The 16,604-nt window shown below is 59.7% G+C and carries 6 protein-coding genes and 2 pseudogenes; 3 read left to right on the top strand and 5 right to left on the bottom strand.

Features of this window, described 5'->3' with window-relative positions:
- Positions 1-75 precede the first annotated feature (75 nt).
- Positions 76-1,491: a mannose-1-phosphate guanylyltransferase/mannose-6-phosphate isomerase gene (locus ABW043_RS03470; RefSeq protein WP_353919842.1), complete on the top strand. Its 1,416-nt coding sequence runs from the start codon at positions 76-78 to the stop codon at positions 1,489-1,491.
- A 467-nt stretch (positions 1,492-1,958) separates the two neighbouring features.
- Here ABW043_RS03470 and ABW043_RS03465 read toward each other — a convergent pair.
- Positions 1,959-2,798, bottom strand: a pseudogene (locus ABW043_RS03465) (IS3 family transposase); the annotation flags it as partial.
- 62 nt (positions 2,799-2,860) lie between these two features.
- On the opposite strand from ABW043_RS03465, the gene ABW043_RS03460 reads away from it, so the two are divergent.
- Positions 2,861-3,907, top strand: coding sequence for an IS110 family RNA-guided transposase (locus ABW043_RS03460; RefSeq protein WP_353919843.1), 1,047 nt, complete (start codon positions 2,861-2,863; stop codon positions 3,905-3,907).
- Positions 3,908-4,151: 244 nt separating this feature from the next.
- Here ABW043_RS03460 and ABW043_RS03455 read toward each other — a convergent pair.
- The 4 genes and pseudogenes from ABW043_RS03455 to ABW043_RS03440 form a co-directional block, all read right to left on the bottom strand.
- A pseudogene (locus ABW043_RS03455) lies at positions 4,152-4,409 on the bottom strand (transposase); the annotation flags it as partial.
- Between the two features lie 1,156 nt (positions 4,410-5,565).
- Entirely contained in the window at positions 5,566-5,751 is a 186-nt protein-coding gene (locus ABW043_RS03450) for a hypothetical protein (protein ID WP_353919841.1), read from the bottom strand.
- Positions 5,752-5,760: 9 nt separating this feature from the next.
- A complete protein-coding gene (locus tag ABW043_RS03445) occupies positions 5,761-6,417 on the bottom strand; it encodes a response regulator (RefSeq protein WP_353919840.1) in 657 nt (218 codons plus the stop codon).
- Entirely contained in the window at positions 6,410-7,990 is a 1,581-nt protein-coding gene (locus ABW043_RS03440) for a sensor histidine kinase (RefSeq protein WP_353919839.1), read from the bottom strand. Before ABW043_RS03440 ends, ABW043_RS03445 begins: the two co-directional genes overlap by 8 nt.
- Before the next feature lie 186 nt (positions 7,991-8,176).
- Between ABW043_RS03440 and ABW043_RS03435 the strand changes: the two genes are divergently transcribed.
- Positions 8,177-16,604, top strand: an 8,428-nt coding sequence (locus tag ABW043_RS03435; protein WP_353919838.1) for a peroxidase family protein, incomplete at its 3' end; no start/stop codon positions are given.

The following is a 16,604-nucleotide window of genomic DNA, read 5'->3' as shown; positions in this document are numbered from 1 at the left end:
GTGTATGTGTTCTTCATTTTCTTGCAGATGGGAATCCTGCTGCTATACGCAGGCAGCCGAATATTTAGTAATTAAATGATAGTTCCTGTCATTCTCGCCGGGGGTCAGGGGGCCCGTTTGTGGCCGAAATCGCGTTCGGCGCGGCCCAAGCAGTTCATTGACCTCGTGGGAGAGACGAGTCTCTTCCAGCAGAGCCTTGAACGGGTGAAGGATGCCGGGCGCTATGAGGCCCCGATCGTCATCACCAATGCCGAATATCGCTTCCTTGTCGCCGAACAGGCGCTGGAACGGGGAATTGCGCTGGGGGCGATTCTCCTCGAACCCGTGGCGCGGAATACGGCGGCAGCGATTGCTGCAGCGGCGCAGGTGGCGGTGAGTCAGGATGAGAACGCGGTTATCCATGTGCTGGCGTCGGACCATCTGATCCCGGCCAGCGCCGAATATTTTGGCGCGGTGGACAATGCCGCACTCGCGGCGCGGGACGGTCATCTCGTGACTTTTGGGATCACGCCTGATCGCCCGGAAACCGGCTATGGCTATATCGCCATCGGCGATGCCTTGCGCCATGGCGCGCACAAGGTGGGGGCATTCGTTGAAAAGCCCAATCTTGAAAAGGCCAAGGGCATGCTGGCCCAGGGCGGTTTTGCCTGGAATTCGGGCATGTTCATGCTGCCGGCAAAGGTGTTCCTCGCCGAATGCGAGAAGTTGGCGCCGGATGTCTTTGCCGCGGCGCGGGGCGCGGTGGTGGGGGCCGAGCGGGACCTCGACTTCATCCGGCTCGATGAGGCGAGCTTTGCCGCTTCGCCCAATATTTCGGTCGACTATGCGATCTTTGAACGCACCGACAAGGCGGCTGTGCTGCCCGTTTCGTTCGAATGGTCTGACCTTGGCGCCTGGGATGCGGTCTGGAAGGGGCAGAGTCGGGATCAGGACGGCAATGCCGTTTCGGGTCCGGCGATGATGTCCAATTCGACCAATTCGCTCGTCGTTACAGAGACCGCTCATATGGTGGTCGATGGGCTTGACGATGTTGCTGTCATTGCGACGGAAGACGCGGTTTTCGTCGGGCGGTTGAGCCAGGCGCAGAATGTCGGGGCGATTGCCAAGGCGCTCAAGGCCAATGCGGCAACGCGGGCGCTGACCGAAACGCACAAGACGTCCTACAGGCCCTGGGGCGGGTATTCGTCCATCCTGATGGGCGACCGGTTCCAGGTGAAGAAGCTGTTTGTGAGGCCGGGCAAGAAGCTGAGCTTGCAGAAGCATCATCATCGGTCTGAGCACTGGGTGGTGGTGCGCGGCACGGCGGAGGTGACGGTCGATGGGCAGGTGACTATGCTGACCGAGAACCAGTCGATCTACTTGCCGCTTGGCTGCACGCATCGGCTGGCCAATCCGGGCAAGATCGAGCTCGAGCTGATCGAGGTGCAGACCGGATCTTATCTCGGGGAAGACGATATTATTCGAATTGAGGATGAGTTCGGGCGGAGCTGAGGGGGCTAGGCGGCGCGTGCCCGGCGCTTGTGCGGAGATGCCAGTGTTATCGATTTAGCGGGTGTGACATCCAGCGCCACTTGGATTGTCGCCAAACGGAAAGCAGCAAAAGTCGCAACCCCGGTGCCGGGTCTGGCGGGACGATGATCGATAATGGCTCATCTCGATCGAACAGCGCCCCCTCTGCCGGGGAATGTGCGATAATGCCTCACATCGATCTCACAACGGCCTCTACGCCGCGGGATTTGTTGTAGTGATTGGCGCCCTCTTTTGGCGCCTAGGAGTCTATTCATCGGATGAGTTCCGGAAGGGGCCGTGAACTCAACCTCACTAGTTTCTTTATCGTTGTGACACTTACTTTGACCTGAGCCCCAAGTCCCCTCCGGTTTTACGGAGAGTCCTTGAGTTGATTTGACGTGGGACCCGATTTTGGACCACCCGGCTGGGCGATTTCCCAGGGGTAGCACTTACGGCGGACCGGATGCGCCGTAGGCATTCATGAGCGATATCGGAGGTTTGTTGCCGATGGCGCTGTGAGGTCGGACCTCGTTGTAGTCTCGACGCCATTCCTCCATTTTCTGGCGGGCGTCGTCAAGGCTAAGGAACCAGTGCTGGTTCAGGCACTCGGCCCGGAACTTGCCGTTGAACGACTCGATGTACGCATTGTCGGTGGGTTTGCCGGGCCGGGAGAAGTCTAGGACCACATCCCTTTGATAGGCCAACAGATCGAGGTCTCGGGAGATGAACTCGCTGCCATTGTCCACCCGGATCATCTTCGGATAACCCACCTCCTGGCAGACCCGCTCAAGCGTTTGCACGACATCTTCACCACGGTAGCTGAACCGCGGATCGGTGGCCGTCGCGTAGCGAGAAAGGGTGTCGACGATGGTCAGGATGCGCAGCTTCCGGCCGGTGGCCAACTGGTCATGCACGAAGTCCATCGCCCAGATCTGGTTGGAATGGGTGGCATCCGTTCGGTCCTCCCTGAGCTTGGCCTCCACCCGTCGCTTCGGTGTTTTGTTGCGCAGCTGTAGTCCCAACTCGTTGTAAAGCCTACGGGTTCGCTTCATGTTGATTGGCCACCCTTCCCGAAGCAAGAGGACATGCACACGCCGATACCCGTATCGGACCCGGGTCTCGCAAATCTCTTTGATCCTGAGCTTAAGGTCGGCCTGCTCGCCGCGCTTGGACTTGTAGGTGTAGAGGGAGCGCTCAATCCGCAGGGCTTCGCGGGCCCGACGCACCGACACCTTCCAAGTCTACCTCACCACATCGACAAGCTGGCGCCGGCGGGCAGGCTTCAGAGCTAATGGGATGACCTGCCCCACCCTCCGCGACATTGTTGTTGCTCGAACAAAAGGAGGAAGAAATGATCAGGAATGCACCCAAGCCAGCTGCTGTTTTCGGCGTAGATTTGGGCAAGAACCTTCTCCATGTTGTCGGGCTCGTCGAGCGAGGTGGCGTGGTCCAGCGCGCCAAGTTCCGGCGAGACACGGTGCTAGCTTTCTTTGAGCGCGCAGCCCCAACCTTGGTGGGCATGGAGGCATGTCCCGGTTCGCAATGGCTCGCTCGCAAATTGCAGGCATTCGGGCACCGAGTGCGGATCGTGCCGGCCCAGTTCGTGAAGCCATTTGTGAAGTCACAGAAGAACGATACGATCGATGCCGAGGCGATGGCGGAAGCCGTTACCCGACCGACCATGCGTTTTGCGCAGGTCCGGACGGTCGAGCAGATCGACATTCAGGCACTGCATCGGATGCGCGACCAGTTGGTCGCAAGCCGAACTCGACTGATCAACCAGGCCAGAGCGTTCTGCCTCGAGTACGGTGTTGCCATGCGGCAAGGCGTGGGAGTGTTCAGGGTCGATCTGCCGCGGGCTCTTGCCGATGAAAAAAATCTCACACCAATGATGCGGCAGATGCTGGCCGAGATTTTGGAGGACATCGCCCATGTCGATCGACGCATTGTATCGGCGACCCGACAGGTTGAAGCGCTGGCCGATCGGGAGGACAGGGCGAGGCGGCTGATGACCATTCCGGGCATTGGGCCACTGGCAGCTACAGCATTGCTTGCGGCCGTCGGGGATGGTCGCCAGTTCCGACGCGCTCGAGAGCTCGCTGCCTGGCTAGGATTGACGCCCCGAGAATACTCAACAGGTGGCAAAACGACTATGCTTGGGATCAGCAAGCGCGGAAACCGATATGTGAGAAAGCTTCTCATTCACGGCGCGCGATCCTGCATAACCCATATGAACCGATCAAAAGACCGGATCGGGGAGTGGCTCGAAGCTCTCGAAAGCAGAATGCGTGTCAACAAGGTCGCCGTGGCCATGGCCGCGAAGATGGCACGGATGGCGTGGGCCATAATTGTGCGGCCGGGCGCCATGTACGATAGACGAGATCCGGCTGTCGCCTAAGGGCGCCGGCCTGAAGAAAGCGAGGCTCGAGAAAGTGACGACGAAAAAGTCGATCAGCGCATTGTAAACTCTGCCCAAAAAAAGCGTGCCAAGTGCACAGACCGTTTATTGAGAACCATGCGCGCGGATCTCATCATGGCCTGGCCGCAACAGCGGTCCACTCGCGAGAGGCCGGATACATTTAGGCGGACTGCCTTCGTCAAAACGAAATCGATCCTTGCCCGGGCGGGGCAGGTCATACATTTTTTGCCAAGACGTCCTGCAGCATGGCTTTGTCCAGGCTGAGATCGGCGACCAGGCGCTTCAGCTTGCCGTTCTCTTCCTCGAGCTGACGCAATCGCTTCACCTCCGAGGGCATTAGCCCGCCATAGCGTTTACGCCAGTTGTAGAACGTGGCTTCGGCAATCCCGGCCTTGCGGCAGACCTTGGCGACTGCCGTGCCGTCTTCAGCCTGCTTCAGAACGAACGTGATCTGCGCCTCAGAGAACTTCGATGCCTTCATCGGAACTCTCCATCTCCCGGTCTGGGATCATAACTGGAAAATTCCAGCTCAGAATGGTCCGAATTATTGGGGGCACGTCAACTTGCGGGAAGGCAGAAGTGAAATTTTGGGACAAAACGGCGTACCAAGACAGGCAAAACCGTCTTTCGTTATATAATTACATCTGTTATATTTCATGACGTCAGAAAACATAACAAGTGGTGAAATAAGGTCTTTCACGCTCCGAATGCAGAGGTCATTGGCAGGGCGGCTACGCCATTATCCACTTAGCAGCTGCAGATACTGACATACGCTGCGGTTTAGTTCTGATGGTAGTGGCTTGGCGCTTGGCTGGCGGAGAAAAGAAATTGGTTGGCGGCGACTAGCTTTGAGCGAGGGTTCGGTCGCTTGTCGAGGCGAGTTGCAGACAATACACTCCGCACCTAGGGGAGCGATTGCGCGTTTGCATAAGAGAAACATGGCAGTCCTCAGATAACTACCTTGTTAGGACATTTCTGCGACGATCTACGCGTCTGCGGGGAGGCCTTGTAGGTCAGAAGCTGCCGGTGGTGGCTGCAGAATTCAAAGATATACTTCAGCACATTCCAGACACACTGAAAGGGCGTCTAGGCCGCGCAATGCTGGATTTGTGTTTTACAAGAGCGCTAGGGCTATCAGTTGTGACCGCAGTATGCTTTGAGGACATCACGTTTTCGGAATAGGGCGCGACGACTTGTATGAGAAGGTCAAAGACCGATTTTGAGGGTCTAGGTGCCCATATTGGTGTGCCCAGGAGACAGGCGCTTCAGGTGGTGTCTGCTCTGAGAAATTGGTTGGATGCCGTGACCATAACAAAGAGGCGGTGTTTCGATCTGTTTATCGCAACAGAGTGCTGCCTCCAGACGGTTGAACCATTGTTGGTTCTGCGCGTATTAAAGGCCTGCCTCAAGAAGGCTGGCATCGATGCGGCCTGATACGGTGCGCACTCTGGACTGCAGGTTTCATCACAAGCGCCGCGGAAGCTGGCGTTGGCTTGGACCGTATCATCGATCATTCTAGACATGTCGAAGTTGGGCAAGTTCGAGCGCATGTGCGACGGGCAAATCTCTTTCGGGACCACCGGGTGATGCGTTCCGGTAGACCTCCAGCGACCCTTGAAAGTTCGAGACAATCAATTTTACAATTTACGTAGTTTTTTCAAAGACATAAAAGTTTGCAGTTTCTGTTCCGGCCGGCGCGTCGTTTCTGAATGAAGTTGCGGAAATCTTCGGCGGTCAATCGCTTGAGAGATCGAGCGCAAAGCGCTTGCTTCGATGCGAGCCGCCCGGGCGGGGCCGCCGCTGAGATAGATACCGACTGGCATCAGGTGTCTTCAGGCTTCATCCTCGAACATGCTGCGGGCAAATACGGCTGCTTCCACGCGGTTGCGTACGCCGAGTTTTACGAAGATACGGCCGAGGTGGTATTTTACCGTCGCCGTGCTGATGCCCAGGTGCTCAGAGACTTCTCCGTTGCTGCGGCCCTTTGCGATGGCCCTCAAGACGGCCCGCTCCTGCTCGGAGAGGGCGGCGACCGAGCTGCGATCGGCCTCTGCCTTGGAGGTGTTGTTCAGCGTCGTCAGCCAGCCGGCGAGTGATCGGGTGGAAAGGTAGGTTTCCCCCTTTTGCACATCGTTGATGATGGCGATGAGATCGGCCGGCGATGTTTCCTTGGTGACGAACCCTGCCGCCCCCTCGCTCATGGCCGCTACGACGTCGTTTCCCTCCTCCGAGGCTGTGAGGATGACGACCTTGGTGCGCGGGCTGGCATCGAGAATTGCGCGAATGTGCCCAACGCTGCTGGCGCGCTGCATCCATAGATCGAGCAGCAGAATGTCAGGCCGGTGGCGCGAAGCCAGGTCTATGGCATCGGCAGGGCTGCCGCCCTGCGCGACGACCTCGATCCTGTCGGACGTGGCAAGCGCCTGGGCCAGCCCGGCGCGAAAAATGGCATGGTCGTCGACGAAGACGACGGTGGTGACCTCAGTCATCTGGCCGCTCCACATCTAGGCTCACCTCCAGAGAGAATTCATTACCGATCCGCCGCGCGGCGAATGTGCCATCAAGGATTTCCACGCGCGCCTTGAGCCCATCGAGTCCCATTCCCGAGAGTTCATGGGGCTGGCGCGGCCGCGCGGTCGATATCGCGTTACGAAGTTCTATTCGCGCCTTTTGGCCGGACATATCGCAGCATATGGTGACGCTGGAATCCTGGGAATGACGGAAGGCATTGTTCAGCCCTTCCTGCACGATCCGGTAAAGGGCGATCTGCGTTTCAAGGCCGGCATGGGCCGCGCCAAACTCGCCCCGGCGAATGACGCTGGTTCCCGTGCGCGCTTCATGCGCCTCGATCGCCAGATCAACGATCGCATCGAGCGACAGATTGGCGATATCGGGCAGGATGAGCCCATGGCTGATGCTGCGGATTTCGGACAAGGCGGTGATCAGCGAGGTTCCCATCGCGTTCAATATGCGCGCGCGCTCCGTCGGCGTTTTCGCCAATGCGCTCTCCTGCGCCTTGAGAAGAGCGAAGTTGATGAGTTGGGACGGTCCATCATGCAGATCGGCGCTCGCCAGCTTCAGTCGCTTTTCGGCAAGGAGCGCCGCATTGTCCGAAAGGCGACGAGCCTCCTGCACTTCGCCCACCTGTGCGCGCAAATGCAGCGAGGCCTTCAACCGCTCCGCCAGATCGTGCCGTTGCGCCTGAATGGTCCGGCTGCCCCTCTGGACGATGCCGAAGAGGACGATGATGGCAGCGGCCGCGCCAACTACCACAAAGGACCAGACGACGAGGGTTGTGTTGGTCAACGAGTGCTCAAGCGCTTCGGTCGTCTCGTGGATTTCCACCACGGCAATAATCTCGTCGTTGCCCAGCCGGTGGACGGGGGCATAGACCTCGAGCAGGCCCGCCTGCAGTTCGCGTAGCGTGTGCTCCTCCGCCCCGAGATCGGCGAAAGTGGAGGTGACCCGCCCCTCGAAGGCGTGACGAGCTTCCATGGGGAGCGGGAATTTGCGTCCGATCAGGAATGTCGAGTTGGAGTAGGCGATCTCGCCATTTGGCAGCCAGACTTCGAGGTATGGAAACCGGACCCGAAAGTCCTCCGTGGCCATCAAGGTGTCTATGCGCGCAATGTTCTGGCTGGAGATCGACCCACCATCGGCGACGTCCTGGAGCATCGTGGAGAACACGCCATCGAGAAAGAGAGCGGTTTGCTGGGTCCTCTCGTTGATCTCGCTCTGATTGAGCACCGCGCTAATGAGCATGCCCGAAACGGCACTGACCAGAAGCACCACGGTGACGCTGGCAATCAGGTACTGCGTTGCAAGTTCAAGGTCCCGCCAACGCAGAACAGCACCTTGAACATGCTGCCTCAGGCCGATCATGTCTTGAAGGGTCTCCCAGGCAATGATGGCAGCAGAAGACTCCCCCGAAACACTTTCAGACCTCCCCGTCCTTTTCCGGCAAACACTAGGCGCCCGAGTATTGAGCATCCTCCAATATTTCGCCTTCAACAACGCGGAACCACGAAACTTCTTGAAACGTGGATAAAATCGCTCGACCAAGGCCCTAGCCACCTGGTTAGTCGCACCCTAACCGGGCCGATAGGACCGGCTCCGACCTCAAGGGAAAAAGTCTCAGGACCTACCGATATTACGGCCAGAGCGCCGCCGTCTTAGCGTCTCCATAACGAAAACTTCTGCGCCCAGCGTTTGGCCCCAGCAGCGTTTTCGATTGTTTGGGAGATGAGAATGGTAACGCTCGTAAAGCACGATCTGGAATTCATTCTGAAACAGATCGAGATCGCAGAAGCACACGCGGCCGGTGGAGATCTTGCAGCATTGGTCGCCGGCTATGGCGGCAATGATGGCCTGGCACAGGCCCATCTGTTGCCTTACGGCCTCCGCACCGTCGACGGCAGCTACAACAACCTTTTGCCCGGCCGGGAAAACTGGGGCGCATCCGATCAGAGCTTTCCCGGGCTCTTTACCCCGACCTATCTCAACGATGCGGATGGCGACCGGTACGACTTCAATCCACTCCCCAATGTGGAGACCTGGTACTCCAACAATAATTACGCCAATGCCGGCCCGCGCACAGGGTCGCAGCCGGGGCCGGGCAGCGGCACGGTGGTCGATGCCGATCCGCGCATCATTTCCAATCTCGTCGTCGATCAGACGCTTAACAATCCGGCCGCCATTGCGGCTGCGCTGACCCTGGCCGGCGTACCGAACGAAGAGCTCTACGAAGTTCTCGGTCAGATCGTCGCCGCGAAGAAGGCGGTTGATCTGGCCACGGCCGCAAATGCCGCCAATACCACACCGGCAAATCTGGCCACTCTTCAGCTGGCGGTCGATAATGCGACGCTGGCCTACAATCAGGCGACCAGCGCGGCAACCGCGCTCATAGCGATCGCCGCTGACGATCAGGCAATCCTTGAGCAGACCGAGGCGGACCTTGACGCAGCTCAAGCGAGTGCAGCCCTAGCCATCGCTGCAGTCACAGTCCTCCTGACCGATGGCGTGCCCAATGCCAGCCAGGCAACCGAGTTCGAGAATGCTCTGATTGCATCTGATGATGCCCAGGCGCTTGTAACAAGCCTTCAAGCCAGCCTCCTTCTCGCCCAGCAGGCTGCGGATGCTTCCGCAGCTGCCGTTGCCGGTGCAACAGGCGCAGCGGCGGCGGCGCTCGCGTCAGCGCAGGCTGCGCTCGATGCGGCCGAGGCAACGGGTCCGGACCTGGCCGTCGCCCAGGCCAACCTGACCGCGCTGCTTGATGCCCACGGCGTCGAGATGGATGGCAACACGATTTATCTTCCCAACGTTTCGCCCGACGATGGCCTTTCTTCGCCGTTCAATGGCTGGATGACCATTTTCGGTCAGTTCTTCGATCACGGCCTCGATCTCGTGGCTAAGGGCGGCAACGGCACCGTCTACGTGCCGCTCTCGCCCGATGATCCGCTCTACGTGCCCGGCGGCCAGAACTACATCCCGCTGACCCGCGTCACCGTCAATCCCGGCGCCGACGGCATCCTTGGTACGGCCGACGACGGTCCTGGCCCCAAGAACCTGACGACCCCCTGGATCGACCAGAACCAGACCTACGCATCGACGGCCTCCAAGCAGGTGTTCATGCGCGAATATATCGCTGGGCCCGACGGCAAGCCCATCAGCAACGGTCACTTGCTTGAAGGCAGCAATGGGGGTCTTGCGACCTGGGCCGATATCAAGGCGCAGGCGCGCGACGTTCTCGGCATCAACCTCACCGACCTCAATGTCGGCAATATTCCGCTGATCGCCGCCGACGAGTACGGTAACTTCATCCCCGGCACCAACGGCTATCCGCAATTGGTAGTGAACCGTGGGCTCGACAATATTCTGGGCACCGCCGACGATGTGCTGCGCGAAGGCAATCCGGCCGCGCCCGTCAGCGTCCAGGGCGTTGTCCTGACCGGCCACGCTTTTCTCGACGACATCGCCCATGCTGCTGTTCCGGTGGTCTCGCAGGCCGGCGTCTTGCAGCAGGATTCGGACACCGCGCTCGGCTATGCCAATGCCGACGGTACGCCCGGACCGCAAGGCCAGCGCGGCGCGACTGCCTATGACAATGAGCTTCTCGACCGTCACTTCATCGCCGGCGACGGTCGCGTCAACGAGAACATCGCCCTGACCGCGGTGCATCAGGTCTTCCACTCCGAGCACAATCGCATCGTGGAAATGACCAAGCAGATCGCCCTCGATAGCGGCGACCTGAGCTTCCTCAACCAGTGGCTGCTGGTCGATGTCCTGGCCATCCCGACGACCCAGGCCGCCATCGATGCCCTGGTATGGGATGGCGAACGCCTCTTCCAGGTGGGTCGCTTCACCAATGAAATGGAATACCAGCACCTGGTGTTCGAAGAATTCGGCCGCATGATGCAGCCCGACATCGACGTTTTCCTCTTCGAGCCGGCCGCCGACATCAATCCTGGCATTGCCGCCGAATTTGCCCACGTCGTCTACCGCTTTGGCCACTCGATGTTGCGGCAGGACATTGCCGTCATCGAAATGGACGATCTCGGCCGTCCCATCCAGAACGACATCACCCTGTTTGAAGGCTTCCTCAATCCGGTCAAATACGACTCGCTTGGCACCGCCGAAGAGGCGTCTGGTGCCATCATCCGCGGCATGAGCCGCCAGACCGGCAGCGCCATCGACGAGTTTGTCACCGACGTATTGCGCAACCAGTTGCTTGGCATTCCGCTCGATCTGGCCGCCATCAACCTCGCTCGCGGCCGCGACGTCGGCACCCCCCCGCTCAACGAGGCACGGCTGCGCTTCTACACCGAAACCGGCGACACCCTGCTCAAGCCCTACGAGAGCTGGGCCGACTTCGCGCTCAACCTGATGAATCCGGCTTCGATCATCAATTTCATCGCGGCGTATGGCACCCACGCCTCGCTGACCAACACCCAGGCCAATCCCAAGACTATCGAGCAGTTGCGCGAGGCCGCTACCTTGCTGGTTCTCGGCGACCCCAGTCTGACCGGTCAGGCTAAGATCGATTTCGACACTGACCGGCTCAACTTCCTCAATGCCGAGGGTACTTATGCCGGGGGCGCACTCGGCGGCCTCAACGACGTCGATTTCTGGATCGGCGGCCTTGCTGAAAAGAAGATGTCCTTCGGCGGCATGCTGGGGTCGACCTTCGCCTTCGTCTTCCAGATGACTATGGAAAACCTGCAGGACGCCGACCGGTTTTACTACCTGTCGCGTGCCCAAGGTCTCAACCTGCTCAACGAACTGGAAAACAACAGTTTCGCCGAGCTGGTCATGCGCAATACCGACCTCGGCGACGAGCACTCGACCACATTGCCGGGCAATCTCTTCTCGGCCTTCCAGATGCCGACCTTGGAAATGGACCCGAGCAAGCAGCTCGATGCCGATCCGGTCCAGGACAATCCCTTCCTGCCCTTCGCCAATATCGTGGAGCGCCGCGATGCGGCCGGCAATCTCATTGCCATCACCGATATCACCACCGTTGCCGCCTATATCCGCGTCAACAGCAATGAGCATTTCACCATCGGCGGTACCGAAGGCAACGACACCATCATCTCTGGCGGTGGCGACGATGCTGTCTGGGGCAAGGGTGGCGATGACCGCATCGAGGCCGGCTATGGCGTCGACAAGGTTTTTGGCGGCGAGGGAGATGACATCATCACCAATGCCGGCACCGATATCGGCGAAGCCGATTTCCTCCACGGCAATGAAGGCAATGACGTCATCCACGGTGGTTCCGGCCTGTCCCTGATCTTCGGCAATCAGGATAGCGACTTCCTGATCGCCGGCCCCGACGGCAAGACGGTTTTCGGCGGCACCGAAAATGACTTCATCCTGGGCGGCAGCGGCATGGACATGCTGCACGGCAACGAGGGCAATGACTGGATCGAAGGCGGCGAGCGGTTCGATACCCTTGCTGGCGAAAACTCCGAGCTGTTCTTCAATTCCTCCATTATCGGCCATGACGTGCTGAACGGGGGCAGTGGCGACACCGACTACGACGCCGAATCCGGCGATGACATCATGTTCCAGAACAGCGAGGGCATTCAGCGCAACAACGGCATGGCCGGCTTCGACTGGGCCATCCACAAGGGCGACAGCCACGCGGCCAATACCGACCTCGGCATTCCGATCTTCGAAACGCAGGAAGCCTTCATCCTGCGTGACCGCTTCGACCTCGTCGAAGGTCTATCGGGCTGGAACAAGAACGACACTCTCACGGGCCGTAGCGTGGCGGTGAATACGCGTGCCGAACTCGAAGGCACGGCGGCCATTCCGAACGCGGACTCTCCGCTCGATAGCTATTCCAACGCCCTGTTGGAAAAGAACGTCGACCTGATCAGCGGCCTGCGGGCACTGGTCGCCCACATCAACCGGACGACCCAGACAGGTCGGAATGGTGTCGTCGAATCCGTGGTCATGGACACGGCCGACGCGTCGGACATAATCCTCGGCGGTGGCGGCAGTGACATCATCAAGGGATTGGCGGGCAATGATGTCATCGACGGCGACATGTGGCTCAACGTTCGCATCGCCGGCAGCTCGAAGCTGGGAACAAGCTTTTCGGCTGACTCCCTCGAAAGTCTGGTCACCCTCTATCGAAATGTCCAAGGCCAGCTTGTCGCTGCAGGCACGCCAAACGCCATCGCGGTTACCAAGCCCCTGACCACCTGGATGCTTGAAGGCGCGATCAATCCCGGCGCTCTCAGCATTGTCCGCGAAATCATCAACGGAAATGTCGCTGGCGACTTCGACCGCGCCGTCTATACCGACGCCCGCTCCAATTACAGCTTTGGTCTCAATTCCGACGATAGCCTTTTCATCGACCACACCGGCTTCGCACAGCAGCAGAACGACGATGACCTGCCGGAGGGAGAAGGCACGCCCAATCTGCTCTCGGACGGCAAGGACACTTTCCGCAATATCGAACTGCTGGCCTTCAGTGAAAATCGCTATCTCAACGTCATCGAGGGCAACAGCGCCGACAACGTCCTCAACGGCACGGCTGTCGATATCGGCTTCGGCCGTGACGACCTGATCTCCGGCCGGGACGGCAATGACACGCTCAATGGCGGCGTCGGCGACGATGTGCTGCTCGGTGGCGATGGTGCAGACATCCTCAATGGCGGCGACGGCAACGACGTGCTGATCGGTGGTGCCGACGGCGTGCGGACCACAACGACGACGTCGACCTATGCCGACAGCTTCAACAATAACAGCTTCAGCAATACGAACGGCTCGACCACCTGGGGCACGAGCTGGGTGGAAACCGGCGACAACAACAGCCCGAACAACGGCCAAATCCAGATCGACGACGACCTGAACAACGTTCTGGGCTTTGTCACAGGCGACGGCGCGCAAATCCAACGCACCGTTAATCTCGCCAACGCCACGAGCGCCACACTGAGCTATTCCATCGTGGAATCCGGTCTGGACATAAACGACGACACGCTCACGGTCTTCTTCTCCAGGACGGGCCTCGAAGCCGACTTCGTGCAGGTCGATCTGATCAATAGCGCCACCAATACCGTGAACAACCGGTCGATCAACCTCAACCTCTTCGGCTCAGGAGCATTCACTGCCAACGCAGCGATCCGCTTTGTGGCGTCGAGCTTTGAGAACGGTGACAGCGTCGCAATCGACAATCTCACCATCAGCTACACGACCACTACGACCGCTGCTGCCGGCGACCAGCTCAACGGCGGCGCAGGCAACGACACCTATGTGTTCAATGTCGGCGACGGAAACGACGTCATCCAGGAAACCAGTGGCACCGACCGTATCGTCATCGGCGCTATGACCCTGACTGGCCTCAATGCCTTCAGCACCACCGGCAATGACCTGGCGCTGCAGTTCAATGGCCAGTCGGTAACAGTCACCGATCATTTCGACACCACCGGCGAAGCAGTCGAAGCCATCAATCTCGATGGCGCGACCTATGAAGGCTATGCGTTCGACGGCGATTATGCCCTGAGCACCGACGACAATGGCGACCGCACAGCCAATGCCGGGGTCAATACACTTCTGGCTGGCTCGGCTGCCGGTGACGACCTCATTGGCGCCGATGGCGATGACCTGCTTTTCGGTCACGACGGCAATGACAGCCTCTTCGGCGATACCGGCGACGACCTTCTGGTCGGCGGGTCAGGCAATGACGACCTAGACGGCGGCACCGGGGCCGACACCATGGTGGGCGGCATCGGCGATGACACCTATATCGTCGACGACGTCGATGATGTGGTCGTTGAAGCCCTCGCGGGGGGCGTTGACGAAGTCCGCACCGACCTCGCGACCTACACCCTCGGCGCCAATGTCGAAGACCTGACCTATACCGGCGCAGGCACCTTCATCGGCATCGGCAATGAACTGGCTAACGTCATCGAGGGCGGGGCAGGGGTCGATACGCTGACCGGTCTTGGCGGCAATGACACCTATCTCGTCACGGCTGGCGATGTGGTGGTGGAAGCTGAAAATGGCGGCACCGATACGATCGTTTCGGCGGCGAGCTATACTCTCGGCGCCAATATCGAAAACCTCTCGTTTTCCGGCAATGCAGACGGCGTCAATGGCACCGGCAATGCGCTGAACAACGTCATCACCGGCAATGGTGGCACCAACCAGCTCTTTGGCGGTGGCGGCAACGACACCATCAACGGTGGCGACGACGCCGACTTCATCGATGGCGGCACCGGCGACGATATCCTGCATGGCGGCGCCGGCAACGACACTGACATCCTGATCGGCGGCGACGGCAACGACATCATCCACCTTGCCGCCAATTCCGGCATCAACAACGACGGCAACGACATCGTCCGCTACACCGCCGCCAATTTCGGCGATGACGTCATCAACGGCTTCGACGCCAACCCGGCCGGTGGGCAGGACCAGATCGATCTCAGCGCTCTCGGCATCACCGCCGCGAACTTCAACAACCGGGTGTTTGAATCCACCGTCGGGGCCGACACTCTGTTGACCATCCGGGAAGACGGACCTGCCTCGGCAATCCTGGGTACGATCCGCGTCGCCGGTGTGAACAATACCCTCATCGACGCCACCGACTTCATCCTTGCCGCGGCGGCGCCCGCGCTGACCATCAACGGCACGGACGCTGGCCAGACGACGAATGGCGGCAACAATGCCGAAACCATCAATGCAAACGGCGGCAATGACATCGTCAACGCCAATGGCGGCAACGACGTCGTCTATGGTGGGGAAGGGGCCGACACGCTCAATGGTGGCGACGGTAACGATACCCTCTCCGGCGGCATTGGCAGCAATAGTGGTGCCGCGGTCGACAACTTTGGTCAGGCAAATTACGGCGCCAACAATGGCTCAATTGCCTTCGCCGGAAACTGGATCGAAGGCGGCGGCGAAGCGACGAGCCCGAACAACGGTGACATCCAGATCAGCGGCGGTCGCCTGCAGTTCAACCAGAATGTCGACGGTGGCGAAACAATCGAGCGCGCCATCAACCTGACCGGCGCAACCTCGGCGTCGGTGACCTTTGCCTTCGAGGACGACAACCTCGGAACTGGTCAGAGCGTCATCGTCCAGGCCCGCAACGTCAACACCAACGCCTGGGAAACATTGACGGGCGGCAGCTTCGCTGGCGTTCTGGGCAGCACCACGGGCAACGGCAATGGCAACTTCACCGCCACGCTGTCGGCCAATCAGATCGGGGCCAATTCCGCGATCCGCTTCCTGACCACGGGCGACGGCAATAACTGGGACAATGGCGACAATTTCTACGTCGACAATTTCACGGTCAACGCCAGCATTCCAGGCCTCAATGCCGGTGTCGACACCATCAATGGCGGAGCCGGGGATGACACTATCATCTGGAACGCCAACCTTTCCGGCCCGACCGACGGCTTCGACATGGTCGACGGCGGCACCGAGGGCGCGGCCGGCGATACCTTCGTCATCAACGGCAATGCTTCGGCAGAAACTTACCGCATCTATACCAAGGCCGCTGCCACGAGTGCCGGTTTCACCTCGGCTGCGTCGACGGAAATCGTCATCACCCGCCAGGTTGGGGTAGCGGCTGCAGTCGTCATCGCCGAGCTGCGCGAGATCGAGGAAATCCGCATCAACGGCATCGACCCGGCTGGAAATACAGCGGTTGGCGGCGACACTATCCAGGTCATCGGTGATTTCTCGACCACCAGCCTGCGTCTCAACACCATCACCATCGATGGCGATGTGGGCGATGATGTCATCGATATCTCGGCCCTGACCTCGGCGCACCGCATCGTGTTCCGGTCCAATGGCGGCCACGACACCATCGTCGGCACGCTGCGGCCCGAAGATGTCATCGAACTGCCTGAGGGTGCCGATCCCACGGAATACACCTCGTTCACCGTCAACGGTGTCACGACCCTGACCAATGGCCAGCACAGCGTCTCCTATACCGCTGCCGGCGAAGGCCCCCAGATTGGTGGTGGTGACGAGGACGAAGACGACCACGTCCCTGGCGATGATGACGATGACTGGGATGACGAAGACGATGGCGATGACGATGACGACGATGCGCCAGTTGTCGGCGGTCCGATCCTCGGCACGCCGCAGGATGATGTTCTGCTCGGGACTTCGGGTGGCGACCTGGTGTTCGGCTTTGCCGGGACGGACTACATCATTGCCA

It is taken from the genome of Devosia sp., assembly GCF_040509215.1.
In the GTDB taxonomy this organism is placed as follows: domain Bacteria; phylum Pseudomonadota; class Alphaproteobacteria; order Rhizobiales; family Devosiaceae; genus Devosia.
The sequence above is the reverse complement of the archived record's forward strand: the minus strand, read 5'-3'. Positions and strand labels throughout refer to the sequence as shown.

Excerpts from the sequence above, each read along its gene's own strand:
- ABW043_RS03470 (WP_353919842.1), top strand. The coding sequence starts at position 76 with ATGATAGTTCCTGTCATTCTCGCCGGGGGTCAGGGGGCCCGTTTGTGG.
- ABW043_RS03460 (WP_353919843.1), top strand. The coding sequence starts at position 2,861 with ATGATCAGGAATGCACCCAAGCCAGCTGCTGTTTTCGGCGTAGATTTG.
- ABW043_RS03450 (WP_353919841.1), bottom strand. The coding sequence starts at position 5,751 with ATGCCAGTCGGTATCTATCTCAGCGGCGGCCCCGCCCGGGCGGCTCGC.
- ABW043_RS03445 (WP_353919840.1), bottom strand. The coding sequence starts at position 6,417 with ATGACTGAGGTCACCACCGTCGTCTTCGTCGACGACCATGCCATTTTT.